Annotated in this window: 24 protein-coding genes and 2 pseudogenes; 20 read left to right on the forward strand and 6 right to left on the reverse strand. The window is 70.8% G+C overall.

Annotation, left to right across the window (positions count from 1 at the left end; genetic code table 11):
* Nucleotides 1-2 precede the first annotated feature (2 nt).
* A complete protein-coding gene (locus ACQPYK_RS21970) occupies nucleotides 3-944 on the forward strand; it encodes an ROK family protein (RefSeq protein WP_433257949.1) in 942 nt (313 codons plus the stop codon).
* Complete coding sequence (gene manA / locus ACQPYK_RS21975; RefSeq protein WP_433257950.1) at nucleotides 941-2,131, forward strand: mannose-6-phosphate isomerase, class I; 1,191 nt, start codon at nucleotides 941-943, stop codon at nucleotides 2,129-2,131. The genes ACQPYK_RS21970 and manA overlap by 4 nt, the downstream gene beginning before the upstream one ends.
* A gap of 210 nt (nucleotides 2,132-2,341) precedes the next feature.
* On the opposite strand, the gene ACQPYK_RS21980 is transcribed toward manA, so the two are convergent.
* The 3 genes from ACQPYK_RS21980 to ACQPYK_RS21990 form a co-directional block, all read right to left on the reverse strand.
* The gene (locus ACQPYK_RS21980) at nucleotides 2,342-2,542 is read right to left on the reverse strand and encodes a hypothetical protein (protein WP_433257952.1); all 201 of its coding nucleotides are present in this window, start codon (nucleotides 2,540-2,542) and stop codon (nucleotides 2,342-2,344) included.
* Nucleotides 2,543-2,554: 12 nt separating this feature from the next.
* Entirely contained in the window at nucleotides 2,555-3,877 is a 1,323-nt protein-coding gene (locus tag ACQPYK_RS21985) for a phenylacetate--CoA ligase family protein (RefSeq protein ID WP_433257954.1), read from the reverse strand.
* A 147-nt stretch (nucleotides 3,878-4,024) separates the two neighbouring features.
* A complete protein-coding gene (locus ACQPYK_RS21990) occupies nucleotides 4,025-4,492 on the reverse strand; it encodes a RidA family protein (RefSeq protein ID WP_433257956.1) in 468 nt (155 codons plus the stop codon).
* Between the two features lie 65 nt (nucleotides 4,493-4,557).
* Between ACQPYK_RS21990 and ACQPYK_RS21995 the strand changes: the two genes are divergently transcribed.
* From ACQPYK_RS21995 to ACQPYK_RS22020, 6 genes are read left to right on the forward strand one after another with little or no spacing between them, the layout of a single operon-like run.
* Nucleotides 4,558-5,385 (forward strand): fumarylacetoacetate hydrolase family protein, encoded by an 828-nt coding sequence (locus tag ACQPYK_RS21995; RefSeq protein WP_433257958.1) that lies wholly within the window; start codon nucleotides 4,558-4,560, stop codon nucleotides 5,383-5,385.
* A gap of 17 nt (nucleotides 5,386-5,402) precedes the next feature.
* Nucleotides 5,403-5,885: a cupin domain-containing protein gene (locus tag ACQPYK_RS22000; protein WP_433257960.1), complete on the forward strand. Its 483-nt coding sequence runs from the start codon at nucleotides 5,403-5,405 to the stop codon at nucleotides 5,883-5,885.
* Between the two features lie 14 nt (nucleotides 5,886-5,899).
* Entirely contained in the window at nucleotides 5,900-6,829 is a 930-nt protein-coding gene (locus tag ACQPYK_RS22005) for an acyl-CoA thioesterase (RefSeq protein WP_433257962.1), read from the forward strand.
* Nucleotides 6,826-9,201, forward strand: coding sequence for a bifunctional salicylyl-CoA 5-hydroxylase/oxidoreductase (locus ACQPYK_RS22010; RefSeq protein WP_433257964.1), 2,376 nt, complete (start codon nucleotides 6,826-6,828; stop codon nucleotides 9,199-9,201). The genes ACQPYK_RS22005 and ACQPYK_RS22010 overlap by 4 nt, the downstream gene beginning before the upstream one ends.
* Nucleotides 9,198-9,620: an acyl-CoA thioesterase gene (locus tag ACQPYK_RS22015; RefSeq protein WP_433257965.1), complete on the forward strand. Its 423-nt coding sequence runs from the start codon at nucleotides 9,198-9,200 to the stop codon at nucleotides 9,618-9,620. The genes ACQPYK_RS22010 and ACQPYK_RS22015 overlap by 4 nt, the downstream gene beginning before the upstream one ends.
* A gap of 36 nt (nucleotides 9,621-9,656) precedes the next feature.
* Entirely contained in the window at nucleotides 9,657-10,544 is an 888-nt protein-coding gene (locus tag ACQPYK_RS22020) for a PaaX family transcriptional regulator (RefSeq protein WP_433257967.1), read from the forward strand.
* A 34-nt stretch (nucleotides 10,545-10,578) separates the two neighbouring features.
* Here the strand turns inward: ACQPYK_RS22020 and ACQPYK_RS22025 are convergent, their stop codons facing one another.
* Complete coding sequence (locus ACQPYK_RS22025) at nucleotides 10,579-11,940, reverse strand: M14 family zinc carboxypeptidase (RefSeq protein WP_433257969.1); 1,362 nt, start codon at nucleotides 11,938-11,940, stop codon at nucleotides 10,579-10,581.
* Between the two features lie 58 nt (nucleotides 11,941-11,998).
* Between ACQPYK_RS22025 and ACQPYK_RS22030 the strand changes: the two genes are divergently transcribed.
* The 9 genes from ACQPYK_RS22030 to ACQPYK_RS22070 all read left to right on the forward strand — a co-directional run bounded on the left by ACQPYK_RS22030 (nucleotide 11,999) and on the right by ACQPYK_RS22070 (nucleotide 20,949).
* Nucleotides 11,999-12,643: a TetR/AcrR family transcriptional regulator gene (locus tag ACQPYK_RS22030; protein ID WP_433257971.1), complete on the forward strand. Its 645-nt coding sequence runs from the start codon at nucleotides 11,999-12,001 to the stop codon at nucleotides 12,641-12,643.
* 65 nt (nucleotides 12,644-12,708) lie between these two features.
* On the forward strand, nucleotides 12,709-14,133 hold the full coding sequence (locus ACQPYK_RS22035) for an MFS transporter (RefSeq protein ID WP_433257973.1): 1,425 nt from the start codon (nucleotides 12,709-12,711) through the stop codon (nucleotides 14,131-14,133).
* 57 nt (nucleotides 14,134-14,190) lie between these two features.
* Nucleotides 14,191-15,036 (forward strand): M55 family metallopeptidase, encoded by an 846-nt coding sequence (locus ACQPYK_RS22040; RefSeq protein ID WP_433257975.1) that lies wholly within the window; start codon nucleotides 14,191-14,193, stop codon nucleotides 15,034-15,036.
* 169 nt (nucleotides 15,037-15,205) lie between these two features.
* Nucleotides 15,206-16,762 carry a serine hydrolase domain-containing protein gene (locus ACQPYK_RS22045; RefSeq protein WP_433257977.1) on the forward strand — a complete coding sequence of 519 codons (1,557 nt, stop codon included), beginning with the start codon at nucleotides 15,206-15,208 and terminating at the stop codon, nucleotides 16,760-16,762.
* A 202-nt stretch (nucleotides 16,763-16,964) separates the two neighbouring features.
* Complete coding sequence (locus ACQPYK_RS22050) at nucleotides 16,965-18,566, forward strand: PucR family transcriptional regulator (protein WP_433257979.1); 1,602 nt, start codon at nucleotides 16,965-16,967, stop codon at nucleotides 18,564-18,566.
* Between the two features lie 55 nt (nucleotides 18,567-18,621).
* Nucleotides 18,622-19,407, forward strand: coding sequence for a GNAT family N-acetyltransferase (locus tag ACQPYK_RS22055; RefSeq protein WP_433257980.1), 786 nt, complete (start codon nucleotides 18,622-18,624; stop codon nucleotides 19,405-19,407).
* On the forward strand, nucleotides 19,404-20,525 hold the full coding sequence (gene menC / locus ACQPYK_RS22060) for an o-succinylbenzoate synthase (protein WP_433257982.1): 1,122 nt from the start codon (nucleotides 19,404-19,406) through the stop codon (nucleotides 20,523-20,525). Before ACQPYK_RS22055 ends, menC begins: the two co-directional genes overlap by 4 nt.
* A 116-nt stretch (nucleotides 20,526-20,641) precedes the next feature.
* Complete coding sequence (locus ACQPYK_RS22065; RefSeq protein ID WP_433257983.1) at nucleotides 20,642-20,818, forward strand: hypothetical protein; 177 nt, start codon at nucleotides 20,642-20,644, stop codon at nucleotides 20,816-20,818.
* Entirely contained in the window at nucleotides 20,818-20,949 is a 132-nt protein-coding gene (locus tag ACQPYK_RS22070) for a hypothetical protein (protein ID WP_433257985.1), read from the forward strand. Before ACQPYK_RS22065 ends, ACQPYK_RS22070 begins: the two co-directional genes overlap by 1 nt.
* A 30-nt stretch (nucleotides 20,950-20,979) precedes the next feature.
* Here ACQPYK_RS22070 and ACQPYK_RS22075 read toward each other — a convergent pair whose 3' ends face one another.
* Entirely contained in the window at nucleotides 20,980-21,189 is a 210-nt protein-coding gene (locus ACQPYK_RS22075) for a hypothetical protein (protein WP_433257986.1), read from the reverse strand.
* 210 nt (nucleotides 21,190-21,399) lie between these two features.
* Here ACQPYK_RS22075 and ACQPYK_RS22080 point away from each other — a divergent pair, with 210 nt between their 5' ends.
* From ACQPYK_RS22080 to ACQPYK_RS22090, 3 genes and pseudogenes are all read left to right on the forward strand, one after another.
* Entirely contained in the window at nucleotides 21,400-22,599 is a 1,200-nt protein-coding gene (locus ACQPYK_RS22080) for an NAD(P)/FAD-dependent oxidoreductase (protein ID WP_433257988.1), read from the forward strand.
* On the forward strand, nucleotides 22,596-23,489 hold the full coding sequence (sigJ, locus tag ACQPYK_RS22085) for an RNA polymerase sigma factor SigJ (RefSeq protein ID WP_433257989.1): 894 nt from the start codon (nucleotides 22,596-22,598) through the stop codon (nucleotides 23,487-23,489). The genes ACQPYK_RS22080 and sigJ overlap by 4 nt, the downstream gene beginning before the upstream one ends.
* Before the next feature lie 171 nt (nucleotides 23,490-23,660).
* Nucleotides 23,661-23,738: pseudogene (locus ACQPYK_RS22090) on the forward strand (FAD-dependent monooxygenase); the annotation flags it as partial.
* Between the two features lie 114 nt (nucleotides 23,739-23,852).
* Here ACQPYK_RS22090 and ACQPYK_RS22095 read toward each other — a convergent pair.
* Nucleotides 23,853-24,215, reverse strand: a pseudogene (locus ACQPYK_RS22095) (DUF4158 domain-containing protein); the annotation flags it as partial.
* Nucleotides 24,216-24,831 lie beyond the last annotated feature (616 nt).

A 24,831-nucleotide genomic window follows, 5' to 3' on the forward strand; every position in this document is an offset into this window, starting at 1 on the left:
CCGTGACCCATGCCCTGGCCGTCGACATCGGCGGCACCAAGATCGCCGCCGCGCTCGTCGATTCCCGCGGCGTCGTCTCGCACCGCCGGACCCATCCCACGCCGCGCACCGACGACCCCGAGGAGGTGTTCCGGACGGTGGCGCGGCTCGCCGCGCGCGTCGCGGCCACCGCCGGGGACATCGCGCGGAACGCGCCGCTCGGCGTCGGCTCGGCCGGTCCGCTGGACCCGCGCGCCGGCACCGTGAGCCCGGTCAACATCCATGCCTGGCGCGCGTTCCCGCTCGTGGACCGGCTCGCCGAGTCGCTCGACCGGCCCGCGGTGCTGGCCGGGGACGGGCACTGCTTCGCGCTCGGCGAGCACTTCGCCGGGGCCGGCGCCGGGTCGCGCGCGCTGCTCGGCGTGGTCGTCTCCACAGGCGTCGGCGGCGGCCTGGTGCTGGACGGCGCGCCCTGGTTCGGGCCCTCCGGGAATTCCGGGCACGTCGGCCACATGATCGTCGATCCCGGGGGCGAGCCGTGCGCGTGCGGCTCGCGCGGCTGCGTCGAGTCGTACGCCTCCGGGCCGGGCATGGTGCGCTGGGCGCGCGGTCAGGGGTGGCGAGCCGGGGAGCCGGAGGCCGACGCCGTCGTGCTGGCCGCCGACGCCCGCGAGGGCCAGACGGTCGCCACCGCCGCGTTCGACCGCGCCGCCCGCGCCCTGGCCGGGGCGCTGCTGTCCACCGCGGCCGTCGTGGACCTCGACCTCGTCGTGGTCGGGGGTGGCGTCGCCCGCTCCGGGGACGTGCTGTTCGCCCCGCTGCGCACCTGGTTCGAGCGGCTGGCCGGGCTGGACTTCCTGCGGCGCGTACGGCTGCGCCCGTCCGCGCTCGGCGGCGACGCCGGGCTGGTCGGGGCCGCCGCGCTGACCTGGCCGTCCGTCCCGGCGGCGGGAGCGGTGGCGTGAGCGCCCTGCCGCCCGGGGCGTACCGGCTGGACGGGACCGTGCGCACGTACGCCTGGGGATCCCGCAGCGCGATCGCCGGTGTCCAGGGCCGCCCCGTGCCGAGCCCGGAACCCGAGGCCGAGCTGTGGCTGGGCGCGCACCCCGGCGCCCCGTCCCGGATCGCCGGCCGGCCGCTGGACGAGATCGTCGCCGCCGACCCCCGGGGCGTCCTGGGGCCCGCCGTCGCCGCCGAGTTCGGGCCGCGCCTGCCGTACCTGATGAAGCTGCTGGCGGCCGAGGAGCCGCTGTCGTTGCAGGCCCACCCGGACGCGGAGCACGCGCGCGCGGCCTTCGCGGCCGAGGAGGCGGCGGGGTCGCCCCCGGAGCTGCGCAACTACCGCGACCCCCACCACAAGCCCGAGCTGCTCATGGCCGTGGGGGACTTCGAGGCGCTGTGCGGCTTCCGGGCCCCCGAGGCGGCGGCGGACCTGCTCGACCGGATCGACGTCCCCGCGCTGCGGCCCATCGCCGCCCTCCTGCGCGGCCCCGAGGGCCTGCGCGAGGCGTTCACCGCGACCCTGACCCTCTCCCCGGCGGCCCGCACCGCCCTGGTCGTCGAAGTCGCGGCCGCGTGCGCCGAGCTCGGCGACGTGGACCCGGCCTACGAGGTCGCCGCCCGCCTGGCCGTCCACTACCCCGGCGACGCGGGCGTGGTCGTCTCCCTCCTGCTCAATCACGTACGGCTCGCGCCCGGTCAGGCCATCTGGATGCCCGCCGGGAACCCGCACGCGTACCTGCGCGGCCTGGGGGTCGAGGTGATGGCGGCCGGTGACAACGTGCTGCGCGGCGGCCTCACCCCCAAGCGCCTGGACGTCCCCGAACTCCTGCGGGTGGTCCGCTTCCAACCTCTGGAGACGCCGGTCATATCTCCCCGGCCGATAGCCCCCGGCGTCGTCCGCTGGTCGCCCCCGGTCCGCGAGTTCGAGCTGACCCGCGCGACCCTGACCCCCGAGAACCCGCGCGCCGACCTGGTCTCGGACGGCCCCCGTATCCTCCTCTGCCTGTCAGGCGCCATCACCGTCGGCCGGGGCGAGCACGCCCTGACCCTCACCGCCGGCACCGCCGCCTTCGTCCCCGCCGGCGTCCCCACCCTCCTCCTCACCGGCCACGGCGACCTCTACCAGTCCACCCCCGCCCCGCCCTCCTGACCTCACCCGCCCCGGCCGCGCCCGCGATCCGCCCAGGCCGGACGGCTTCGGCCACGACAGGTGATCGAGGTCGCGGGATCGTCGCGAGGGGCGGCTCTCCTGGCGCCTGCCCACGACCTGAACGAGCCAGGATGCCCCGGGTCGGGGTGAAGCGCGGGTGCTCCGGCGGCAGGCGGCCGGTCACCGTGCCGGTGCGAGGCGGAACGGACCTCAGCAGCCGTAGTCGGTGAGGTGCTCGTACACGAGGCCGAGGTCGATCACGGCGACGCCGAGCGCCGCGAGTGCGACCCGGACGTTGCTGGCCGCGCACGGCGGCAGGTCATCGCCGGCAAGCTCTTTGAGAGCCTCGTAGGCGGCGACGAGCTTGGCCTCCTGGCCGGTGAAGGAAGCGTTGAGGAGATCGGCAGCCATGAGATCAACCTTTCAGCGCAGGTCCTGAAGGCGCTTGGCCTTCAGCTCGAAGCGAGGCAGTGAGTTGGGGGCCGCACGCTCGATGAGGAAACGCAGGCCCTCATGGGCATCGGCGAGCTTGGCCTGCAGCCGGCCTTCCATGTCCGCCCACGCGTCGTCGTCAAGGGTCGGCGCTGGCTCGACTGCCAGGAAGATCTCATCGCGCAGTTCGACTTTCTGGATTCGGATCTGGAACTCCTCGATCGGGAAGCCACGGACGATCGCCTCGACCGCCCGCGGGTACACGTTGGTGCCGCGCACCAGCTTCATGTCGTCCACGCGGCCGAGAATGCCGCCTTCGTAGAGGTCGAAGGTGCGGCCGTTGGCCGTGGTCGTATGGGGCACCTTCACGACCGCGTCCGCGGTGCGGTACTTGATCAGCGGAATGATGCTGCGGCCGAACGACGTGGTGACGCGCTCACCCCGCTCCCCGTACGGAAGCTCCTGGAGCGTCTGCGGGTCGTAGACCTTCTCGATGAAGTGATCCTCGATGATGTGGCAGCCGCCGGGCTGATCGGCCGGTTCGAACATGAAGATCGTTGAGATCTCGGTCATCCCCGCGGTGTCGAACGCCTTCGCGCCCCATTCGGCCTCGATGAGCGCCTTCGTCTCGGGAATCATCCCTGCGGGCTCACCTGAGAGGACGACCGTGCCCACGGCCGAGCTTGGAAGGTCGATTCCCAGCTCGCGCGCCTCCTGGGCCATCCGGAACGCGTACGTCGGCGTGGTCGCGACCACCGTGCAGCCAAAGTCGACGATCTGCTTGACTCGCTGCGTGGTGGTCTGCGCGCCGCCGGGGATGGTCAACGCCCCGATCTTCTCCAATCCGTTGTGCAGGCCCCAGAAACCGATGAAGGAGCCGTACCCGAAGGCCAGGTAGCCGACGTCGGCCGGTCGAATCCCGATGCCCCACAGGGCATAGCACCACATCTCGGCCGCCCAGAACCAGTCCTTGCGGCTGTCGAGCGCCCGCAGCGGCGTGCGCCCCGAAGTGCCGCTCGTGGTGTGCATGCGAATCGCGCCCGCGGCGCCGGTCACGGGCAGGTCGCCGTAGGGCGGCAGCTCCGCCTGGTTCGCCATCCACTCGTCCCGGGTGAGGAACGGGATGCGCTCGTAGTCGTCCCAGCTCCTCAGCCGGTCCGCCGTGAACCCGGCCGCCGCCCACGTGCGGCGGTAGAACGGGCTGCGGGCCTCGGCCCACTCAACGACGCGCCGCAGCTTCGCGAACTGCAGGGCGCGCAGGTCGTCCCGGGCGAGCGTCTCCGTCTTCGGGTTCCAGTACGGGCTCTCAGCCACGCCGGGCTCCTTCCCTGAATGTCGCGATCGTGACGGTCGTCATGAGAATGAAAGATGCCTTGACCCTCGGCCGGCGACGTCGTATCTAAATTTCTCTTTAAGTGCGCTCGTCGAGATTGTGTAAGACATCAGGCCGGCGCTTCCCGGTCAAGCCTCCGGGCGCTTGAGCCGCTCGTCGGGAATCACCGCGACACCGAGGATCTCAATCATGGCCTCGGGCTGCCAGAGCGCCGTGCAGCCGATTCCCGCCATCGCCGGATAGACCGGGCCGGCCAGTTCTCGCCAGACTCGGCCGATCTCCTTGCCGTGCGCCTGGTAGTCCGGGATGTCGGTCAGGTAGATCGTGATACTGACCAGGTCCGCGGGCACCCCGCCTGCTGCGGCGAGCGTGGCCAGCACATTGCCGAACGCCTGCCGAAACTGCTCCACGATCCCTCCGGGAACGATCCGCATGTCGGCGTCCAGGGCGGTCTGGCCGCCCAGATACAGGGTGTTACCCGTCAGCGTGCCGTGGGAGTAACCGCTCGGCGTCGGCAGGGAAGCGGGGTTGATGGCATCGGGGGCCACGGATTCCTCCTCGGTCGCGAGTTTGGCCGCCCCCACATCTAAGCGCATCTATGTTGCGTATTCTAGACGCTCGTTAATATTCTGTGACAGCAAAGAGAGTCTGGGAGGTACGTATGCGGCTTGCGACCGTGACGACCGAAGCTGGATCGACCGCCGCCGCGCTGGACGAGGCCGGTCTCTGGCGTCGGCTGCCCGCTTCGGACCTGTCGGCGCTGATGGCCGTCGGCCCGGTCCGCCTCGACGACCTCACCGACCCGATCCCCGAGGCCGTCCCCGTTCAGCCCCTGCCCTCTCCCGGCAAGGTGATCTGCTGCGGCCTGAACTACGGCGATCACATCTTCGAGATGGGGCGTGAGCTCCCGACCTACCCGACCCTGTTCACCAAGTACGCCGACACGCTGATAGGCCCGGGCGAGCCGATCGAACTGCCGGCCGGCCTCAAGGTCGACTGGGAAGCCGAGCTCGCCGTCGTGGTGGGGACCACGCTGCGGCGAGCCGATCGCGACATCGCCGCCGCCGCGATCGCCGGTTACACCGTCGCCAACGACATCTCGGTGCGCGACTGGCAGAACCGCACCAGCGAGTGGTTGCAGGGCAAGGCCTGGGACCGGTCGACACCGATCGGCCCGGTGATCGTCACCCCCGACGAGGTGGACGTGGGAGCGGGGGTCGAGGTCATCTGCCGGATCAACGGTGAGGAAGTGCAACGCGGCAGCACTCGCACGCTGGTCTTCGACCCCGCCGACCTGCTCGCCTACATCTCCACCTTCACCGTCCTGCGTCCAGGTGACCTCGTGCTGACCGGTACCCCGGGCGGCGTCGGAGCCGGCCGCAAACCGCCCCGCTACCTCGTCGACGGCGACGTCGTCGAGACCGAGATCCCCGGCATCGGCACGCTGCGCAACGCCGTGGCCTTCCACGCCGGCCCCGCTCACCAATGACAACCCAGGAGCCAGTCATGGAGCATGACCTGAGCAAGTACGTCCTCGAGGGCGACAACTCGATGTACGCCACCGAGAGCGGCCTGGTCGTCCCCGTGGTGACCCGCGGCGGCCTTGAGGCCGGCGACACCGGGCAGTCCACCGGCGCGACCCGCATCTCCGGCGTCAGCATCCAGCACACTCCGGCCACCAAGCTCTGGTTCGGCAAGGTGAGCAACGAGGCCGGCTACCGCTCCGTCCCGCACCACCACGGCGAGGCCGAGACCGGTGGCTACGTGCTCTCGGGCCGCGCCCGCATCTACTTCGGCGACAGGTTCGAGGACTACGCCGACCTCGAGGAGGGCGACTGGGTCTTCGTCCCGCCGTTCATGCCCCACGTCGAGTGCAACCTGGACCGCAACAAGCCGCTGACCTGGATGACGACCCGCACGCCGGAGAACATCGTCGTCAACCTGCCCGACGTCCAGGACACCGACCTGCCGAACTGGCTCGACCGATGACCACCGGAACGTCGATGACAGCACAGACGTCGCCGACTTCGGCGATCTTCTCCGCCGCGGTCACCCTCGCCGAGGCCGAGCCGGAACACTTCGACCTCGCGTTCACGGCCGTCACCCAACCGTGCCCGTGGCCCAAAGCGTACGGCGGTGACCTGGTCGCCCAGGCCGCGGCCGCGGCGATGCGGTCGGTGACCGACGGCAAGAGGCTGCACTCGATGCACAGCTACTTCATGCGCCCCGCCGACATCGGCGCAGACGTGCGCTATGAGGTCGAGTTGCTGCGCGACGGCCGGGGCTACAGCACCCGCCAGGTCCGCGGCTACCAGAACGGCAAGCCACTCTACGTGTGCCTGGCCGGCTTCGCGGCAGGCGAGCCCGGCGGGACCTTCGCCGCCGGGTTCCCCGCCGGCGTCCCCGACCCCGAGGAGCTGCCCAGCACCGCGGCCTACCTCGAAGGCCGCAGCGGCGGAACCATGACCGAGGAGTCCAAGGCCTACTGGTCTGCCGGCCGTAGCTTCGACATGCGTCATGTCCCCGGCCCGGTCTACCTGACCGTCGACGGCGAGCGGGTCCCGCACCAGGCCGTCTGGGTCAAGCCGTTCGACACCCTGCGCAGTGTCGAGGCGCTCTCCGACGAGCAGCGTGACCTCGCCGCGCTCGCCTACGTCTGCGACTACACCATCCTCGAACCCGTCCTGCGCGTGCTCGGGCTGTCCTGGGCCGAGCCCGGGCTCGTCACCGCCAGCCTCGACCACGCGATGTGGTTTCACCGCCCCCCGGCATCCGGGACGATCGACGACTGGCTCCTCTACGTCCAGGACGCGGCGGCGGCAGAGGACGGCCGCGGCCTCGGCATCGGTCGCTTCTTCACCCGCGACCGTTGTCATCTGGCCACCGTCGTGCAGGAAGGCATGGTCCGCGCCTCGGAGAGGAACCCGTCATGAGGATCGCGATCGCGGGCGGTGGCCCCGGCGGACTCTACTTCGCCGCGCTGATGAAGCAGCTCGACCCGGCCCATGAGGTCACCGTCTGGGAGCGCAACGCCCCCGGCGACACTTTCGGCTTCGGTGTCGTCTTCTCCGACGAGACCCTCGGCGGCATCGAGAACGCCGACACGGTCATCTACCGGCAGATGGAGGGCCGGTTCGCCCGCTGGACCGACATCGACATCGAGTTCAACGCCACCGCGTTCACCGTCGGTGGGCAGGGCTTCGCGGCGATGAGCCGCAAGGAGTTGCTGCACATCCTGCAGAAGCGGGCCGCCGAGCTCGGCGTGATCGTCCGGTACCGGACCGAGGCGCCCGACGTCGGGGAGCTGCGCGCGACGTACGACCTGGTACTGGCCTCCGACGGGCTCAACTCCACCATCCGGACCAGATTCGCCGACGTCTTCAAGCCGTCGCTGGACGTACGCAGGAACAAGTACATCTGGCTCGGCACCGACCTGGTCTTCGAGGCGTTCCAGTTCTTCGTCAAGCAGACGGAGTGGGGCACCATGCAGATCCACGGCTACCCGTTCTCCCGCGCGGGCTCGACCTTCATCGTCGAGATGCACGAGGAGGTGTGGCGCCGGGCCGGCTTCGACGCGACCGAGCATGAGGTTTTCCCGCCGGGGGTGTCCGACGACCACGCGGTCACGCGGATCAGGGAGATCTTCGCCGACGAGCTGCGCGGCCACACCGTGCTCACGAACAACTCCAAGTGGATCAACTTCACGACGGTCCGCAACGAGCGCTGGTACGCCGGCAACGTGGTGCTCCTGGGCGACGCCGCCCACACCGCGCACTTCTCCATCGGCTCGGGTACCAAGCTCGCCATGGAGGACGCGCTCGCGCTGGCCGCCTGCCTGCACGAGCACCCGACGGTGGCCGAGGCTCTCGAGGCCTACCAGACCGAGCGGAAGCCTGTCGTCGAGTCGACCCAGCGTGCGGCGCAGGCGTCGCTGGAATGGTTCGAGAACATCGGGATGTACGCCGGCCAGGAGCCTGCGCAGTTCTGCTTCAACTTGCTGACCCGGTCGCGACGGATCACCTTCGAGAACCTCAAGGAGCGCGACGCCGGGTTCGCCGACCTGATCGAGACGGAGTTCGCGAAGGCCAACGGGTTCGAACAGGTCGCGCCGGCGATGTTCCAGCCGGCACGGATCGGCGGGCTGGAGCTGAAGAACCGCGTCGTGGTCTCGCCGATGGACATGTATTCCGCCGTGAACGGCGTCCCCGGCGACTTCCACCTCGTCCACCTCGGCTCCAAGGCGCTCGGCGGCGCCGGCCTGGTGATGACCGAGATGGTCTGCGTCTCGCCCGAGGGACGGATCACGCCGGGCTGCACCGGGCTGTGGAACGACGAGCAGCGCGACTCGTGGCGGAAGGTCACCGACTTCGTCCACACCCGAACCACCGGCAAGATCGGGCTCCAGCTCGGCCACTCCGGCCGCAAGGGCTCGACCAAGCTGATGTGGGAGGGCCTCGACAACCCCCTGGAGGAGGGCAACTGGGAGGTCATCGGTCCTTCCGCGCTGCCCTACGGACCCGGCTGCCATGTGCCGCGTGAGATGACCCGGGCCGACATGGACAAGGTCGTCGCCGACTTCCTCGTGGCCGCTCGCCGCGGCGTCGAGGCGGGCTTCGACCTGATCGAGGTTCACGCCGCCCACGGCTACCTGCTCTCCTCGTTCCTCTCGCCGATCGCCAACCGCCGCACCGACGAATACGGCGGGTCCCTGGAGAACCGGCTGCGCTTTCCGCTCGAGGTCTTCGACGCCGTCCGCGCGGTGGTGCCCGCCCCGACTCCGGTGACGGTCCGCATCTCGGCGACCGACTGGGCGCCGGAGGGCAACACCGAGCACGACGCGGTGGAGATCGCCCGCGCGTTCATCGAGCACGGTGCCGCCGCCATCGACGTCTCCTCCGGACAGGTGACCAAGGCCGAGAAACCGGCCTTCGGGCGGTCCTACCAGACTCCGTTCGCCGACCGGATCCGGCACGAGGTCGCCGGCCCCGCGGGTGTCGCGGTCATCGCGGTCGGTGCGATCTCGTCCTACGACGACGTCAACTCGATCCTCCTCGCCGGCCGCGCCGACCTGTGCGCGCTGGGTCGCACCCACCTCTACAACTCGCAGTGGACGCTTCAGGCCGCCGCCGAGCAGGAGTATCGCGGCCCCGGCGCGCCGTGGCCGGAGCAGTTCGCAGCCGGCCGCCGAAAGCCGCCCAGCTCACGCACCGACAAGATCCCGCCGCGCCTGGCGTTGCTGCGCGCCCCGGAGGCGGACAACGTGCATCTGCGATGGACTCCCGACCGCGTCACCGTGAGCCCGTGACGACTCCGCCGAACACCGGGGCGGTCGGCGTTCACCGTACGCGAGTGGAGTGGATCGACACCGACGCCGCAGGGATCTACCACAATACGGCCGTGGTGCGGTTCGTCGAGGCCGCAGAGGCCGCGCTCATGCGTGAGCGCGGCCTCGGCGGCTACTTCTCCTCGGCCCCGCGCGTTCGATACGAGCTGAACTTCGAGTCCCCGCTTCGCTTCGAGCAGGAGGCCACCGCCGTCGTCGAAGTCGTCCGCATCGGCACGACCTCGATGACGTTCGCGTTCGAGCTCTGGGGCGAGCCGTTCGCCGGGCGCCCCCGCACCCGCGCCGCACACGGACGGTTCGTCACGGTCCACCTCGATCCTCACACGGGCAAGAGCGCGCCGTGGCCACGGTCGTGGCTGACAGCGCTCGGCGTCCCGTAACCGGGCCGGCAACGTGGATCGGGCATCATGAGTCAGATGAGCAACACCGAACCGGTGGACACCACCACCCCGTCCCACCATTCACGTACCGTGCTCGTCGGTTTTCTCGGCGCCATCGTGCGACGGATGGGGAACTGGATGCCGATCGCGGGCACGGTCGAACTGCTCGGCCAGTTCGGCCTGGACCAATCAAGCGTTCGCACCGGCGTCTTCCGGCTCAAGCAACGGGGCTGGCTGATCCCGGACAGGCGCGAGGGGACCCGCGGCTACTCCTTGACCGCAGAGGCGCTCGAGTCCCTCGCCGACGGCGACAAGATCATCTGGCATGCCCGGCAGCCGGCGGATCTCTCCGACGGCTGGTGCGTGGTCAATTTCTCGGTGCCCGAGTCGACCCGGGGCAAGCGGAACCAGCTCCGCGCCCACCTGTCATCGCTCGGGTTCGGCAACATCAGCTCGGCGGTCTGGATCGCTCCGGCACGCATGTCGCCGGCCGCTGAGCACGCCATCGGCGAACTCGATCTCATGCGCCACTGCGCTGTCTTCGTCGGTGACTATGTCGCAGGCCAGGACCTTCGAACGATGGTCCACACCTGCTGGGACCTCAAGGGAATCGACCATCGATACCGCGAGTTCATCGACAGGCACGAAGACGAGGCGCACGTGCTGGAGCGCTCAGGGGTCATCGACGGGCAACACGCGTTCGTGTCATACCTTGCCGTCATCGATCACTGGCGGAAGCTGCCCTTCAGCGACCCCGGCCTGCCGCGTGAACTCCTTCCCGACGACTGGGCGGCACCGGCCGCAGGGGCCCTCTTCGAGAAGCTGGTCGCGCTGCTCGAAGGCCGCGCTTTGGCCCATGCGGCAAGCTACTGGCCCACCGCCACGGCGAGCCGTGTCGGTCCGGTCGCTCAGGCGGTCAGGTAGGGCCCTGCCACCGGATCGGGCTCGCCCGGACCGATCAGGGTGACATCTCCTGCCGCACCAGCTCAAGCCCGTCGCGGACCGTGTCCTTGGGTCCCTTCGCCGCCTCCGCTGCCAGTAGGGCGGCACCGAGCTGGACGGCGACCAGGGTGCGGATCGGGATCGGCGTGGCGGTGAATCCGGTCTCGGCTTCGGCGAACCAGGCGTCGAAGAGCGCCCCCATGCCGGTGCGCTCGGCCCGGATGGCCGGGGTCGGGTTTCCCGCGGCGAGCTCGGCGTCCAGCAGGCGCAGGTACATCCCGCCGTACCTCAGCCGCATGCTGTGCTTGAGCTGCTCCGTGCCGATGACCTCGGCCACCGTGGCGGGCCGGTCGGCGCCGGGGTGGTCCTCCCATTCGGAGATGTAGTCGTCGTGGGCGCCGATGAAGTCCTCCAGGGCGCGGCGGAACGGTGACCGTACGGTCAGCTCGGAGCCGACCTTCGCCAGGGACCGGTTCAGCGTGGCGATCAGAGCGCGCTGGTCGGCGAGATGGGTCTTGATCACCTCGCTGTACACCTGGTCGGTGGGGGTCTCGTCGGAGACGCGGGGGTCGGCCCAGTACGGGAGTTCGGTCACCAGGTGCAGGGCGTCGAAGCGGTCGGCGTAGTCGACGCTGCCGCCGCCGATGCCGTAGATCTCGGCCAGCTCGGCGCCGCGCGGCGTCAGGTACGCGGCCGGGCCGATCTGCACCGCGCTGGGGACCTCCGGCGGGCCCATGTGCAGCGGCAGACCCTGACCGGCCGCGATGGCGGCCAGGTCGGCGGCGAGGTCGGGCTCGTTGCGGCTGAGGTAGGAGAAAGCGCCCTGAAGCTCGCCGTTGTGCAGCGAATAGACGAAGGCCGGCCGGACCTCGTCCATCAGCCGCATCAGAGCCTCGGTCTCCGGCAGCGTGCGGTCGAAGGTGTAGCCCTCGCCGGTCAGCGGGAACGTCCACTCGACCTGGTCGGCCTCGCACGGGCGGTAGAAGTGCTCGACGTAGGCGCGGCGGTCGCCGGGCCGGACGTACCAGCCCTCGTTGAGACGGGCGCCGTCGGGGTCGACGCAGGGGATGAGGTGCCAGCGGTAGCCGAACTCCTCGCGCAGCCAGGCGTCGTCGATGAGCTGGCGTAGCAGGCTGCTCACGGTGAGCGCGCCGATCGGCTCGTTGGGGTGGGGGCCGCCGATGATCACCGCGTCGTGGGGGCCGGTGCCGATCGTGGCCACGCGCAGTGGTTCGCCCAGGCGCGAGGTGCCGATGCGGCGCAGCCTTACCAGCTGGGGGTGGGCGGCGGCGAGCTCGTCGAGCTCGGCGTGCATCTGATCCACGGTCGGGAACGCGGCATAGTCGGGTACCAGGTTCATGTGCTGGTCGACATCCATCGTGGCCTCCATACCTGAACTAGTAATCTGGATTATTCTAATAATTCATACTATCGTTTTGCCAACCCTCGAAACGGGAGACTTCAACGCCATGCGGCTGACCAGGGCGGAGAGCAAGGCCGTCAACAAACGCGCGCTGATCGACGCGGCACGCGAGATCGTCAGGAAGGAGGGCGCGCAGGCAAGACTGGAGGACATCGCCGAGCTGGCCGGCCTGACGACGGGGGCCGTCTACTCGCTGTTCGGCGGCAAGAGCGGTCTGATGGTCGCGATGGTCGACGACTATGTGGGGCCGCTCGACCTTCAGCCGATCGGGGCCGCCGGGCCCGGCCTCACGCTGGAGGAAGTCGTGGCCGCGATCGCCCGCCAGTACTGGCGGATGTCCGCCGACCCCGAGGCCGCCGGACAGCTGCTGTTCGAGATCCGCGTGATGGATCTCGTGCTGGCCGACCCGGAGCTGCTGGCCAAGCTCAACGCGGCGATCAACGACTGGGAGGTCCGGCTCGCGGCGCACCTCACCGGCCGCGAGTACGGCGGGGCGCCCGTCACGCGCGAGCAGGCCGTGCGCCTGGCCCGCGCGCTCAAGGCGCTGCTGTCCGGGCTCGGGCAGGCCGTGGTGCTCGGCGTCCACGGCGGCTCCGAGGAATACTTCGCCGACGTCGCGCAGGCCCTGGTCACGCCCAAGGTGCTCGGCCCGCTCTAGCCGGACCGCGGGTTCGGGGGAACGCGCGGCCGTACACCATCACCCCCCACCCGAAAGGCACGACCATGCCCAGATTAGGTCTCGGCATCATCGGCGCGCCGGTGTTGTTCATCGGCGTCTTCCAACTGCTGGAGACGATGATGTCTCCGGCGCTCCCGCTCATCCAGCGGGAGCTGGCCGCCTCGCCCGGCGAGATCGCGTGGATCTTCACGGGCGGGCTGATCAGCTCGGCGATCAGCACCCCGACCGTCGGCCGCCTGGCCGACATCTACGACAAGCGCACCCTGCTGCTCACCCTGATGGCGATCAGCAGTGCCGGAACCCTCGTCTCCGGCCTGGCGCCCAACGTGCTCGTGCTGATCGCCGGCCAGGCGGTGCAGGGCGTCTGGCTGGGCGTGCTGCCGCTGACCGTCGGGCTGTTCCGCGACACCCTGGAACCGGAGCGGGGCGCCACCGGCAACGGCCTGGTCATCGGCGTCGCCGCCCTGGCCAGCGCGCTCGGCCTCATCCTCGCCGGGCCGCTCACCTCGGCGCTGGGCTACCGGTGGCTGTTCTTCCTGGCCCTGGCCGGTGCGCTGGTGGCCGCGCTCTGGGCCTGGTACGCGGTGCCCGCCACGCCCCGCGCGGCCTCCGGGCGCGTCGACTGGGCCGGCGGGCTGCTGCTCGGCGGCGGCCTCGCCCTGCTCATGCTGGGCCTGACCACCTCCTTGAGCTGGGGCTGGGCGGCCCCCGCCACCCTCGCCCTGTTCGCGGCCGCGGCGCTGACGCTGGGCCTGTGGACGGTTGTCGAGCTCCGCACCGACGACCCGCTCGTGGACCTGCGGCTGCTGGCGGGGCGCTCCCCGGCCGGGGTGACCGCGATGGGCTTCGTGTTCGGCTTCGCCTCCTTCGGCCTGGTCGTCGCGCTGCCGATGATGTTGTCGCTGCCCGCCGAGACCGGGTACGGCCTGGGCGCCGACACCCTGCGGATCGGGCTCTACATGTTCCCGATGGGCATCGCGGGCACCCTGGTCGCGCCGCTGGTCGGGCCGATGACCAGGCTGCTCGGGCGGCGCACCGTACTGGCGCTCGGCAGCGCGCTCGTCTCGGCCGGCACCGCCGCGCTCGCCTTCTGGCACTCCTCCCCATGGCAGATCGTGGCCGGGGTGACGGTCATCGGGCTGGGCGGCTCCATCGGCCTCACCTCCGGGCTCAACGTCGTGGCCGCCGACGTGCCCGCCGAGCGGGCGGCCGGGGTCAGCGGCGTGGTCTTCGTCGCCAAGAGCATCGGCGGCACCTTCGGGGCGCAGTTCGGCGGCATGGTGCTGGCGGCCGGCAGCGTGGCCGGGGTCCCCGCGGAACGTGGCTTCGTCGCCACCTACCTGCTGTCGGCGGTGCTCGGCCTGCTCGCCGTCGGCGCCGCCCTCGTGGTTCCCGCAGCTGTGCGAAACGCCCAAGGCGGGCACCCGGCTTCGGCCCCGACGACAAAGCCCGTCGTCCCCCAGGGGTGACACCCTGGGACGGCGGCCAAGGAAAAGCCAGAGAAAAGCCAGAGAAAGGAGTAGCCGGTGCGGGTCTACATCTCCATCGACATGGAGGGCGTGACGGGCATCGCCACCATGGACCAGGTCGTCCGCGGCGGCCACGGGTATCCGCGGTCGCAACGGTTGATGACCGCCGAGGCCAACGCCGCCATCCAGGGCGCGTTCGAGGCCGGAGCCGACAGCGTCCTGGTCAACGACAGCCACGGCACCATGGACAACCTGCTGCACGAGGAACTCGATCCACGCGCCCGGCTGATCTTCGGCACTCCCAAGCTGGACTGCATGGCCGAGGGCATCTCGGCCGAGCACGACGTGGCCATGTTCCTGGGCTACCACGCCGCCGCCGGCTCGCCCGGCGTGCTCGCCCACACCTACTCCTCGCACTTCTACGAGGTACGGCTCAACGGCCGGCCGGTGTCGGAGGCCGAGGTCAACGCGCTGCAGGCCGCCGCGGTCGGCGTCCCGGTGGGGTTGCTCACCGGCGACGACGTCATCTGCGGCGTCGCGGAGAAGGCCTTCCCCGGCGTGCGCACGGTCGCCGTCAAGATCGCGCACGGTCACACCGCCGCGGACAGCCTCTCGCCGGCCGAGGCCAGGCGGCTGATCCGGGAGGCGGCGGCGGAGACCGTGCGGGGGGCCGGGCAGCTGACGCCGCTGCGGCTGCCCGAGGTGCTCGAGCTCGAGATCGACATGCCGAGCACGCCCGCGGCCGAGCTGGGGGCGCAGATCCCGGGCGTGCGCAGGATCGCCGACAAGACGCTCGCCGGCACCTTCGCCACGCCCGCGGAGGCGCTGGGCTGCGTGACGGTCTGCTCCCACCTCGCCGCCGACGCCATGATCAGCCGGATGGCCCTGTACGGCCGCCGTTAGCGCCTGTTCACAGATCCTGATCTGGATGGTCCTGCGCCATGCTCCGTTCGCAGGGTCTTCGCAGAGTCGGGGTCGCCGCCGTGGTCTCGGCCGGGAAGCCAAGGCCGCCTGCCGCGACTTTGTCGTGGTGACCAAGAAGTTCGCGCACGCGTGTCCGGATACTGGAGACATGGATCTTGAACAGGTGAAACACGCCGTCGCCGCCCTCGACGGAGTCGCGCAGGACGCTCCCGGCCTCGCGGTCGGCGTCTACTCCGACGGCAAGGTGTTGAGCGCGGCGGCCAGGGGCGTGGCCACCGTGGAGTTCGGCGTCCCCATCGACGCCGCCACCCGTTTCGACATCGCCTCGGCCAGCAAGCAGTTCACCGCGGCGTGCCTGCTGATGCTGGCCGGGGACGGCAAGCTGAGCATGGCCGACGACGTCAGGAAGCACGTGCCGGAACTGCGGCTGGAGGCGCCGGTCACGCTGACCCAGTGCCTGCAGCACACCGGCGGCCTGCCCGAGTGGTACGCGCTGCAGGCCGTCACCGGCGTGCCGCTCCAGATGCTGGACGAGGAACGGCTGATGAAGATCGTCGGGGCGATCCGCAGGCTTGCGTTCGAACCGGGCACCGAATTCTCCTACTCCAACACCGGCTACATCCTGGCCGCCGCGGTGGTCAGGCGGGTCACCGGGCACTCGCTCGCCGAGTTCGCCCGCGATCGGCTGTTCACCCCACTCGGCATGACCGGCACGGCGTTCAGGGACGACGCCTCCGCGCCGGTGCCGAAGATGGCCTACGGGTACGCCGGGGGCGTCAGAGCCGACACCGAGGAGAGCGCGGTCGGCGACGGCGGCTTGGTGACCAGCGTGGGTGACCTGGCACCCTGGTTCGGCTTCCTGGCCGACGGCAGGGTGCTGGGCGCCGACCTCAGGGACACCCTGCTGGAGCGGGCCGTGCTCGCCGACGGCAGCGTCCTGCCGTACGCCCACGGGATCTACCACACCATGATCGGCGACCAGCCCGCCTACGCGCACGCGGGTGGCATGCACGGCTACGTCTCCAACCTTCTCTACCTGCCCGGCCCCGATCTCGGCGTGGCGGTGCTGACCAACCAGAGCGCGCTCGACCCGGTCGGGCTCAGCGAGCGCCTGGCCCTGACGCTCACCGGGCAGGAACCGCCGAAGCCCGGCCCCGCTGTGGACGAGGCGGTGGCCGAGCGGGCCAGGGGGCCGTTGCTCGGGCACTGGCAGGACGAGGTGGGTGACACCACGGTCACGGTCGAGCCCGCCGAGGGCGGCCGGATCGAGGCCGGGTTCGGCGGCGTGCCGGTGGAGCTGGTCCTGGCGGAGGACGGCCGCTGGCACGGGCAGGGGGAGGCCAAGGGCACCTGGCTGATGATCGAGGAGGGGCTGCTGCTGCGGGGCACCCGGTCGGCGGCGCGCAGGCCGGTCGCCTTCACACCCTGCGCCGCGCCCGAGGACGGCGCGGCCCCCGAGGGCGCCTGGCTCAGTGACGAGCTGGGAGTGCTGGCCGTACACCGCGAGGGCGTGCTCAGCGTCGGCCTCACGCTGAGGCTCCCGGTCGTACCCGCGCCCGCCGGGGCATGGCAGGCCGGGCCGTTCACCCTCCGTTTCGACGAGGGCGGTGACCTGCTGCTCAGCGGCGGCGGCCTGCGCCGCATGAGCTTTCTGGCGCAACCCGAGGGCACCGAGCCCGTCGGCATCCCCCCTGGCCTGGTGTAGCGCCCCGCCTGCGCCTGCGGCGACACACTCCGCTGGGCGCAGGGCGGCTCACCCGGCACCTCGACCCCGCGGATCACAAGAACGACAAACCCGCCGAACTTCGTTCTTAAGGACGAAGCGGTCAGAGTCCCCCTTACGAAAGGCTCAGTACATGCACAATCTCATCCTGCGCGGCGGCCGTGCGTGAGCGAGGAGACCACAGGTGAGCGCTAACGGCAGGGTGACGCTCGGGGTGCTGCTGGACAGCCTCGGCGCGGAGGCGGTCACCGCGCTGTGCCTGCCCTCGGGCCGCCAGACCCTGGTCGGCGCACCCGTCATCTATGGCCCCGACGAGCCGATGACAACCTTCGACGGCGCCCTGGCGCTGGTCACCGGCAAGCCCACCGTCGCCGCGCTGGACCGCGCCGCGGCGGCGGGCGCCGCCGCGGTCGTGGTGCGGGCCGGGATGGTCGGCCCCGAGCCGCTGACCGAGGCGGCCGAGGCCGCCGGCATCGCGCTGCTCGAAGCTGCGCCCGGCCTGTCCTGGGGACAGCTCTACGCGCTGGTCGACGCCCTGCTCGCGGTCGTCGCGCCCGCCGCCGACCTGGGCGGGGGCCGGGCCGCCGACCTGTTCGCGCTGGCCAACCAGGTCGCCGCCAGGGTCAGCGGTGCCGTCACGATCGAGGACCTGGCCATGCGCGTGCTCGCCTACTCGACGGTCGGCGGCCAGCAGATCGACGACCTGCGCAGGGAGGGCATCCTCGGCCGCAGAGTGCCCGAACATCCGACCAACGCCGAGGAGTACGCGGCGGTCCTGCGCGCCGACGAGGCCGTGTGGAGCTACGAGCCGCGCGAGTTCTTCCCCCGCCTGGCGATAGCCGTACGGGCCAGGGGCGAGGCGCTCGGCACGATCTGGGTGCTGCAGGCCGACAGCCCGCTCGCGCCCGACGCCGCGAGTGTCCTCGCCGAGGCGGCCAGGACCGCCGCGCCGCACCTGGCGCGGATCAGCCTGGCCGCCGACGAGGCACGCAGGAAGAGGGACGAGTGGCTCGGCTGGCTGCTGCGCGGCGTCGGCCCCGTCGAGGAACTGGCCACCTCCTTCGGGCTGCGCCCCGACGAGCCGGTCTCCGTCGTCACGGTAGGGACCAGGCAGGCCGGCCCCGGGGCCGCGCGCGGGACCACCGATATCTTCGCCGCCACCCACGCCGGTGATCTGCTGCGCACCGCTTACGCCGCCTACCGCGTCAGGGCGGCCGTGGGCGCCGTGGACGGCCGGGCCTACGCCGTCGTGGCGGCCGACTCCACCGCGCCGTTGCTGCGCCGGATCACCGCCGACACGCTCGGCCAGATCGCCGACCGGCTCGGCGGCCAGTGGCGGGCCGGCATCGGCAGGACGGTCGCGTCCGTGGCGCAGGCGCCGCTCAGCGCCAGGCAGGCGGACGAGGCACTGCGTGCCATGTGCGGGCCCTTCGCCGATGGTGAGGTGGGCGGACACGAGGAGCTGGCGGCCGCGCTGTTCCTGATGGACGTGGCCGCCTCGATGCGGACCAGCCCGGCGCTCCTGGGCAAGCCGCTGTCGCTGGTGGCCGAGCACGACGCGAAGCACGGCACCGACTACCTGCACAGCCTGCGGATCTGGCTGGCGGTGCACTACGACGTGCCCAGGGCGGCCGAGACGCTGTCGCTGCACCCGAACACGCTCAGGTACCGGCTGCGCCGGATCGGCGAGCTGATCGCGCTGGACGATCCGGACACCCGGCTGGTCCTGGCTCTGCAGCTGCGTCTGGGCGAGGCCCGGGCGTGCGGCACAAACACCGGCGAGTGAAGTTGGGCGTCCACGCCAACGCCCCGACGGCGGCTCCGGCGAGATGCTGTGGCGCATGGCTGAACTCCTCACCCGAGCCGAAGCCGGGGTAGACGTCATATCCCTGCACGGCACTTCCCAGCTCCAGGCCGCCGACCGGCTGCTGCGCCGCATATGGAACACCCGGGCGGGCGACGACCCGCCGCTGGCCTTGGACATCATGTGCGCGCTCGACCACACGGGCGGCTACATCGGCGGCGCCTACCTGCACGGCGAGCTCGTCGGCGTCGCGGCCGGGCTCCTCGCGGCGGGAGCCGGCCTGCACTCTCACGTCGCAGGGGTGGCGCCCGAAGCGCAGGGCCGGGGGGTCGGCCAGGCGATCAAGGCGCACCAGCGTGCCTGGGCCGCCGAGCGAGGCCTGAGCTCGATCTCGTGGACCTTCGATCCCCTGGTGCGGCGCAACGCCTACTTCAACCTGAGCAGGCTCGGCGTCACGGCCGAACGCTACCTGCCCGACTTCTACGGTCCGATGACCGACGGCATCAACGACGGCGACGTCTCCGACCGGCTGCTCGCGCACTGGCCGGTCGCGTCCGCGCCGGCCGTGCCGCCCCGCCGTACCGAAACCGAAGAGGCGGTGGTGATCCTCGACGAGGGCGGGGTGACGCGCGAGAGGCTCGGCTCCGCCGTGCTGCGCTGCGCCACTCCGGCCGACGTCGAACGGCTGCGGCGCGAGTATCCCGAGGAGGCCAGGAGGTGGCGGGCCGCGCAGCGGGCCGCGCTGGGCGGCGCGCTCGATGACGGCTATCGGATCACCGGCTTCACCAGGTCCGGCTGGTACGTGTTGGAGCGTGGACTGTGAAACTCGCCGCAGCCGAGCTGCGCACGGTGGCGCTGCCGCTGGTCACGCCGTTCCGCACCTCGCTGGGCACGCAGACCGTGCGCAACGCGCTGCTCGTGCGGGTGCTCGGCGCGGACGGTGAGGAGGGCTGGGGCGAATGCGTGGCCGAGGATGAGCCCACCTACTGCTCCGAGTACCTGGAGGGCGCGGCCGAGGTGATCCGGCGCTTCCTGCTGCCCGCGCTGTTCGCCGTGCCGAACCTCGATCCCGCCGGGGTCGCGCCCGCGCTGGCGCACCTGCGCGGCCACCCGATGGCCAAGGCCGCGGTCGAGATGGCCGTGCTGGACGCGGTGCTCAGGGCGCGCGGCACCTCACTCGCCGTGCACCTCGGAGGGGTACGGCCCAGCGTGCGCGTGGGCGTCTCCGTGGGCATCGCCGGGTCGCTGGACGAGCTGCTCGACACCGTTGACCGGCACATCAGCGCCGGATACGCCCGGATCAAGCTGAAGATCGAGCCCGGCTGGGACCTGGAACCGGTCAGGCTGGTGCGCGAGACGTTCGGGACGGCGCTCATGCTGACGGTCGACGCCAACACCGCCTACTCGCCCGCCGACGCCCGGCATCTGGCCGGGCTCGACGCCTACGGCCTGGCCCTGCTGGAGCAGCCCTACGACCCCGACGACCTGCACGGGCACGCCGAGCTCGCGGCCAAGATGGACACGCCGATCTGCCTGGACGAGTCGATCACCTCGGCCCGCGACGCGGCCGCCGCGATCAGGGCGCGCGCCTGCTCGATCATCAACATCAAACCCGGCCGGGTCGGCGGCTACCTGGAGGCGCGGCGCATCCACGACGTGGCCCAGGCCAACGGCGTGCCGGTGTGGTGCGGCGGCATGCTGGAGACCGGGCTGGGCAGGGCCGCGAACCTGGCGCTCGCCGCGCTGCCCGGCTTCACGCTGCCCGGCGACATCTCGGCGACCGCCCGCTACTACGACTCGGACGTCACCGCGGCCTTCGAGCTGGACGGCGACTCCATCGGAGTCCCGGACGGCCAGGGGATCGGTGTGGCGCCGGATCGAGTGGCACTGGACCGGCTGACGGTCGGTTCTCTCCGGCGGGTCGGAAGACCTTCCCGCTGATCGTGTCCATGCAAAAGGGCCTCGCTGTAGTCCCGGGGAAATTTCCAACGGATTTGCCTGACCTGTGGCGATACACAGGGCCTGGACGGCAGTCGCGAGGCGTCTACGGTGGGATCATGGGCGATGACGAGCCGAGGTTCGGCTACGGCCAAGGACGGCGGCCGCTGTGGAGCGAGCGCGATCGCGATGCCGAGCAAATCCGGGACGCACTGCGTGCTGCCGGGCCGATGGAGTTCAGCGACAGCCGGGCCGGGTTCGTGGTGGAGGGCGGGGGCACAGGCGCCCCTTCCTGATGGCTTTCGCTGGGCCCGAGAGCGGGACCGGAGAGCAGGTTGCCGCGTATGCGGCGACGCTGAGGGCGGTCGGGATGCGGGCCGAGCCCGACTCCGAGGACGAGCAGGCTCTGCAGGTGTGGCCGGCCTGATGAGCGGTCGGCCGCCCTGGTGTGGTGCGGTCAGCGGGTGCGGCGCCGCTGGATGGGGTCGGCCTCCGCGGTGACGCGGGCGGAGGTCTCCTCGCCGAGGCGGACATAGCGGCCGAGGCTGGCCAAGTGCTGGTGGCGGCTCTTGGCCTGCAGTTCGGGCGCGGTGCGTCCGGCTTGCGCGAGATGCCGGGGAAGGACATGACGGACACGGACGTCCTCCGGGCAGGCGATGTGACACATAATTTAGCCGAGTCGCTGTCGTGGCGGCGAACGCCGAGCTGGGCGGACGCGGCCCGATGGCCGCCCATGTGACAGATGATGTGAGTTCTGTGTCACAGCTGGGATGGGCCGAAGGCTCTGCCGCGAGCACGTGTTCCGCGCGCTTGAGTGGAGTGACGCACGTCACGTCGCGTCCTGTCACGTCGCTGTGATCCCCGGTGTCTTGAGGGCATGATCGAACACAACGCATCCCACAAGGTCGTGGTCATCGGTGGCGGTTACGCCGGAACGCTGGCGGCCAACCGTCTGCGGATGCGCGACGACGTCGACATCACTCTGGTCAATCCGCGCCCGGAGTTCGTCGAACGCATCCGGCTGCACCAGTTCGTGGCCCGTACCGGCGACGCCACGATCGGCTACGGCACGCTGCTCGGCGAGGGCATCCAACTGGTCGTCGACAGCGCAACGCGCATTGACACCGCCGCCCGCACCGTGCGGCTGGCGTCGGGCCGCGCGCTGGACTACGACTACATCATCTACGCCGTCGGCAGCACCGGCGCGGTCCCCTCGGTGCCAGGCGCGGCCGAATTCGCTTGGTCCATCGCGGAATTGGAGTCCGCGCAGCGGCTGCGCGCCAGGCTGGAGGAGTTGCCCTTCGAGGCTCCGGTCACCGTGGTCGGCGGCGGATTGACCGGCGTCGAGACAGCCGCCGAACTGGCCGAACAAGGGCGCAAGGTCACGCTGGTGTGTGGCCGGACCCTGGCACCCTACCTGAGCACAGGGGGGCGCCGATACGTCGCCAGATGGCTGAACCGCCATGGTGTCGCCGTGCTCGAGGGCGGTGCGGTGACCGAGGTCCGGCCGGACGCGGTCGTCCTGGCCGACGGTTCTGCCGACAGTGTGGTGCGTCCGAGCGCACTGACCATCTGGACGGCCGGTTTCGGCCTGCCGGAGCTGGCGGCGGCGAGCGGGCTGCGCACCGACACGCTCGGCCGGCTGCTCACCGACGAGACGCTGACCAGCATCGACGACGACCGCATCGTCGCGGCAGGCGACGCCGCCGCACCGTCGGGCCAGCCGCTACGGATGAGCGGCTACGCCGCCGGGCCGCTCGGGGCACAGGCCGCCGACACCGTGCTGAGCCGCATCGCGGGGACCGAACCGGCGGTGATCGACCTGGCCTTCACGGGCGCGTGCGTCAGCCTCGGCCGGCACGCCGGCATCAGACAGATCGCCGGTAAGGACGACACCGCGGTGAACATCTACATCCCCGGTCGCATGGGCGCAATAATCAAGGAAGTGACCTGCAAGTTCGTGGTGTCGAAGAGGATCCGCGGTGAGGCAGGCGCGCCCGGTTCCATGGGCTGGCCCAAGGGTGGCCCGCGCCCCGAACAGCCGACCTCCGCTGCGCGGGCGGTCACCTCCCCGTGAGCACCGACGAGCACGCCGAGCGATTCACCGTGTTGCGGCCGCTGCTGTTCACAATCGTGTACGAGATCCTCGGCTCGGCGACCGAATCCGACGACGTGCTGCAGGACAGCTATCTGCGGTGGGCCAAGGTGGATCTCGCGGTGGTGCGGGACACCAAGTCGTATCTGGCGCGGCTGGTGACCCGTCAGGCGCTCAACGCCTTGCGGGCGAGCACGCGCCGTCGTGAGGAGTACATCGGCTCCTGGCTGCCCGAGCCGCTGCTGCTGGAGGAGAACGACGCGTCGGCCGATGTGGTGCTCGCCGAGTCGGTGTCGATGGCGATGCTTGTGCTGCTCGAAACGCTCACCCCCGATGAGCGTGCGGTGTTCGTGCTGCGCGAGGTGTTCGGGTTCGACTATGACGAGATCGCCGCGGCGGTGGGCAAGTCCGTGGTGACGGTGCGCCAGATGGCGCACCGCGCCCGCGGGCACGTACAGGCGCGGCGTAAACGGTTCGACCCCGTCGACGCTGGGACGACCACGCGGATCACCGAGCAGTTCATGTCCGCGGCGGCGACCGGTGACATGGAGGGGCTGCTTTCGCTGCTCGCGCCGGACGCCACGTGGACCGCCGACAGCGGCGGCAAGGTCACCGCGGCGCGCCGGCCGGTGGTGGGCGCGGAGAAAGTGGCCGTGCTTGTCATGGAACTGTTCCGCGTGGGGCGGTTGCCGGACTCGCGGATCGAGATGGTCAACTGCAACAACGCGCCTGCGATGGCCGCCTACGACGGCGATCACCTGGTAGGCGTCTGCCTGTTCGAAGTCGGTGACGGGAAGATCGCCAACTTCTACGTCATCCGCAACCCGGACAAACTCCTCGCGCTGACGGTTCCGCGTCAGATCAGCCGGTAGGAGTCGGCAAGCCGCAGCGCAGTAGGTCGCGATCGCGCATGTCTGGCGCAAGCGGAGTCGCCGCTGCAGATGCGGCGCGGCAGGTGACACGTCCTGTGGCGATCGGCGAACGCGTCTCCGCCCTCTGCGTGGGTTGACCAATTCGACTGAAGGATGACCAAGGAGTTGACCATGACCGATACGCAGGTAGTGATCGCTGGGGCGGGGCCGACCGGGCTGATGCTCGCGTGCGAGCTGGGGCTCGCCGGGATCGATCAGCAGGTGCGCGACCCTCTCCCAGGTCAGCGCGGTGGCGCCGGTCCGGGCGGTGGCCACCATCTTGGCCAGCGTCCTCACGCCCGGCCGGATCGTCTTGGTCGCCATCAGATAGTCGGTGGCCAGGTTGAACAGCAGCGTCGGCGAGTCGTGCTCCATCGCCCGGTCCAGCAGGAACTGTTCCAGCTTCTTCATCGCCGTGCTCCCGGCCAGGGCGCTCTTCCAACCCAGATGGCCGGCCACCAACCGCAGATGATCGCTGCGGGTCTGCTCCCGCTGACCGTACTCGGCCAGAACGTCGGGATCGATTCCCAGTCGCTCGGCCAGCCGGGCCACCGCCACCGGCGGCGCCTCGCCCACCTCATCCGGCACGAACCCCAACCAGGGCAACGTGGCGAGCTGGACGGCAAGGCCTATCGGTCGGCCGGGTGTGTGCCGACGCCGTCCGCGGTGCGGCCCTCCCTGGATCACCGCCCGATGTCTTCATCGCCATCGACGCCAGGAGGCCTGTCGAGGGAAGACCCGCCGATCCCGATCAGACGGCCGAGCTGATCAGGCAGACCCGGATCGCGCCCATCGGCCGCAGGCCCATCTCCCGCCGGTGACCGACACCCAGTTCAGTATCGGGTGATGTGGGGGCAGAGCTCGCGCTGCTGGTAGCCGCCAGGGACGCCGGCGCCGGCGGCGACCCAAAACGGCCGCGATTCGCGGAAGTGTCCGCCCAGGGTGCGCCAGGACAGGCCCGGGTGCTCGACACGCAGCGCGGCCAGGCCGGCGCCAGCCAGCCCGCACCGCTGATACGACGGCTCGGTGCGGGGTTGTTCGACCCAACCCAGACGGCACCGGCGGCAGATCGGGGTCCCGGTAGCAATGAAGGAATTTCCAACGATGTATCGTCTGACCTGCACTAACGAGGGCGTCGTCCGGTCTGCGGCTCGGCGCGGCCCGCCTAAGTCAGCGGCAGGTCCGTTGGATTCTGCTCTCAAGAGGGGGCATGAGTTGGGCCGATCGGCCCAACTGTCAACTGATGTGACGGTAAGCCCGGCTCACTGTTCCGCTCCTACTCGGAGGCCAAGTAAGCCGGAAA

The sequence above is a fragment of the Streptosporangium sp. CA-135522 genome (genome assembly GCF_050949235.1).
Taxonomy (GTDB): domain Bacteria; phylum Actinomycetota; class Actinomycetes; order Streptosporangiales; family Streptosporangiaceae; genus Streptosporangium.

What these genes read in the sequence shown, in the direction of transcription:
- ACQPYK_RS22010 (WP_433257964.1), top strand. Translation starts at nt 6,826, where the DNA reads ATGAGGATCGCGATCGCGGGCGGTGGCCCCGGCGGACTCTACTTCGCC.
- ACQPYK_RS22075 (WP_433257986.1), bottom strand. Translation starts at nt 21,189, where the DNA reads ATGTGTCACATCGCCTGCCCGGAGGACGTCCGTGTCCGTCATGTCCTT.
- ACQPYK_RS22005 (WP_433257962.1), top strand. Translation starts at nt 5,900, where the DNA reads ATGACAGCACAGACGTCGCCGACTTCGGCGATCTTCTCCGCCGCGGTC.
- ACQPYK_RS21980 (WP_433257952.1), bottom strand. Translation starts at nt 2,542, where the DNA reads ATGGCTGCCGATCTCCTCAACGCTTCCTTCACCGGCCAGGAGGCCAAG.
- ACQPYK_RS22045 (WP_433257977.1), top strand. Translation starts at nt 15,206, where the DNA reads ATGGATCTTGAACAGGTGAAACACGCCGTCGCCGCCCTCGACGGAGTC.
- ACQPYK_RS22020 (WP_433257967.1), top strand. Translation starts at nt 9,657, where the DNA reads ATGAGCAACACCGAACCGGTGGACACCACCACCCCGTCCCACCATTCA.
- ACQPYK_RS22025 (WP_433257969.1), bottom strand. Translation starts at nt 11,940, where the DNA reads ATGGATGTCGACCAGCACATGAACCTGGTACCCGACTATGCCGCGTTC.
- ACQPYK_RS22000 (WP_433257960.1), top strand. Translation starts at nt 5,403, where the DNA reads ATGGAGCATGACCTGAGCAAGTACGTCCTCGAGGGCGACAACTCGATG.
- ACQPYK_RS22055 (WP_433257980.1), top strand. Translation starts at nt 18,622, where the DNA reads ATGGCTGAACTCCTCACCCGAGCCGAAGCCGGGGTAGACGTCATATCC.
- ACQPYK_RS21990 (WP_433257956.1), bottom strand. Translation starts at nt 4,492, where the DNA reads ATGCGCTTAGATGTGGGGGCGGCCAAACTCGCGACCGAGGAGGAATCC.
- ACQPYK_RS22080 (WP_433257988.1), top strand. Translation starts at nt 21,400, where the DNA reads ATGATCGAACACAACGCATCCCACAAGGTCGTGGTCATCGGTGGCGGT.
- ACQPYK_RS21995 (WP_433257958.1), top strand. Translation starts at nt 4,558, where the DNA reads ATGCGGCTTGCGACCGTGACGACCGAAGCTGGATCGACCGCCGCCGCG.
- ACQPYK_RS22035 (WP_433257973.1), top strand. Translation starts at nt 12,709, where the DNA reads ATGCCCAGATTAGGTCTCGGCATCATCGGCGCGCCGGTGTTGTTCATC.
- ACQPYK_RS22070 (WP_433257985.1), top strand. Translation starts at nt 20,818, where the DNA reads ATGGCTTTCGCTGGGCCCGAGAGCGGGACCGGAGAGCAGGTTGCCGCG.
- ACQPYK_RS22065 (WP_433257983.1), top strand. Translation starts at nt 20,642, where the DNA reads ATGGGCGATGACGAGCCGAGGTTCGGCTACGGCCAAGGACGGCGGCCG.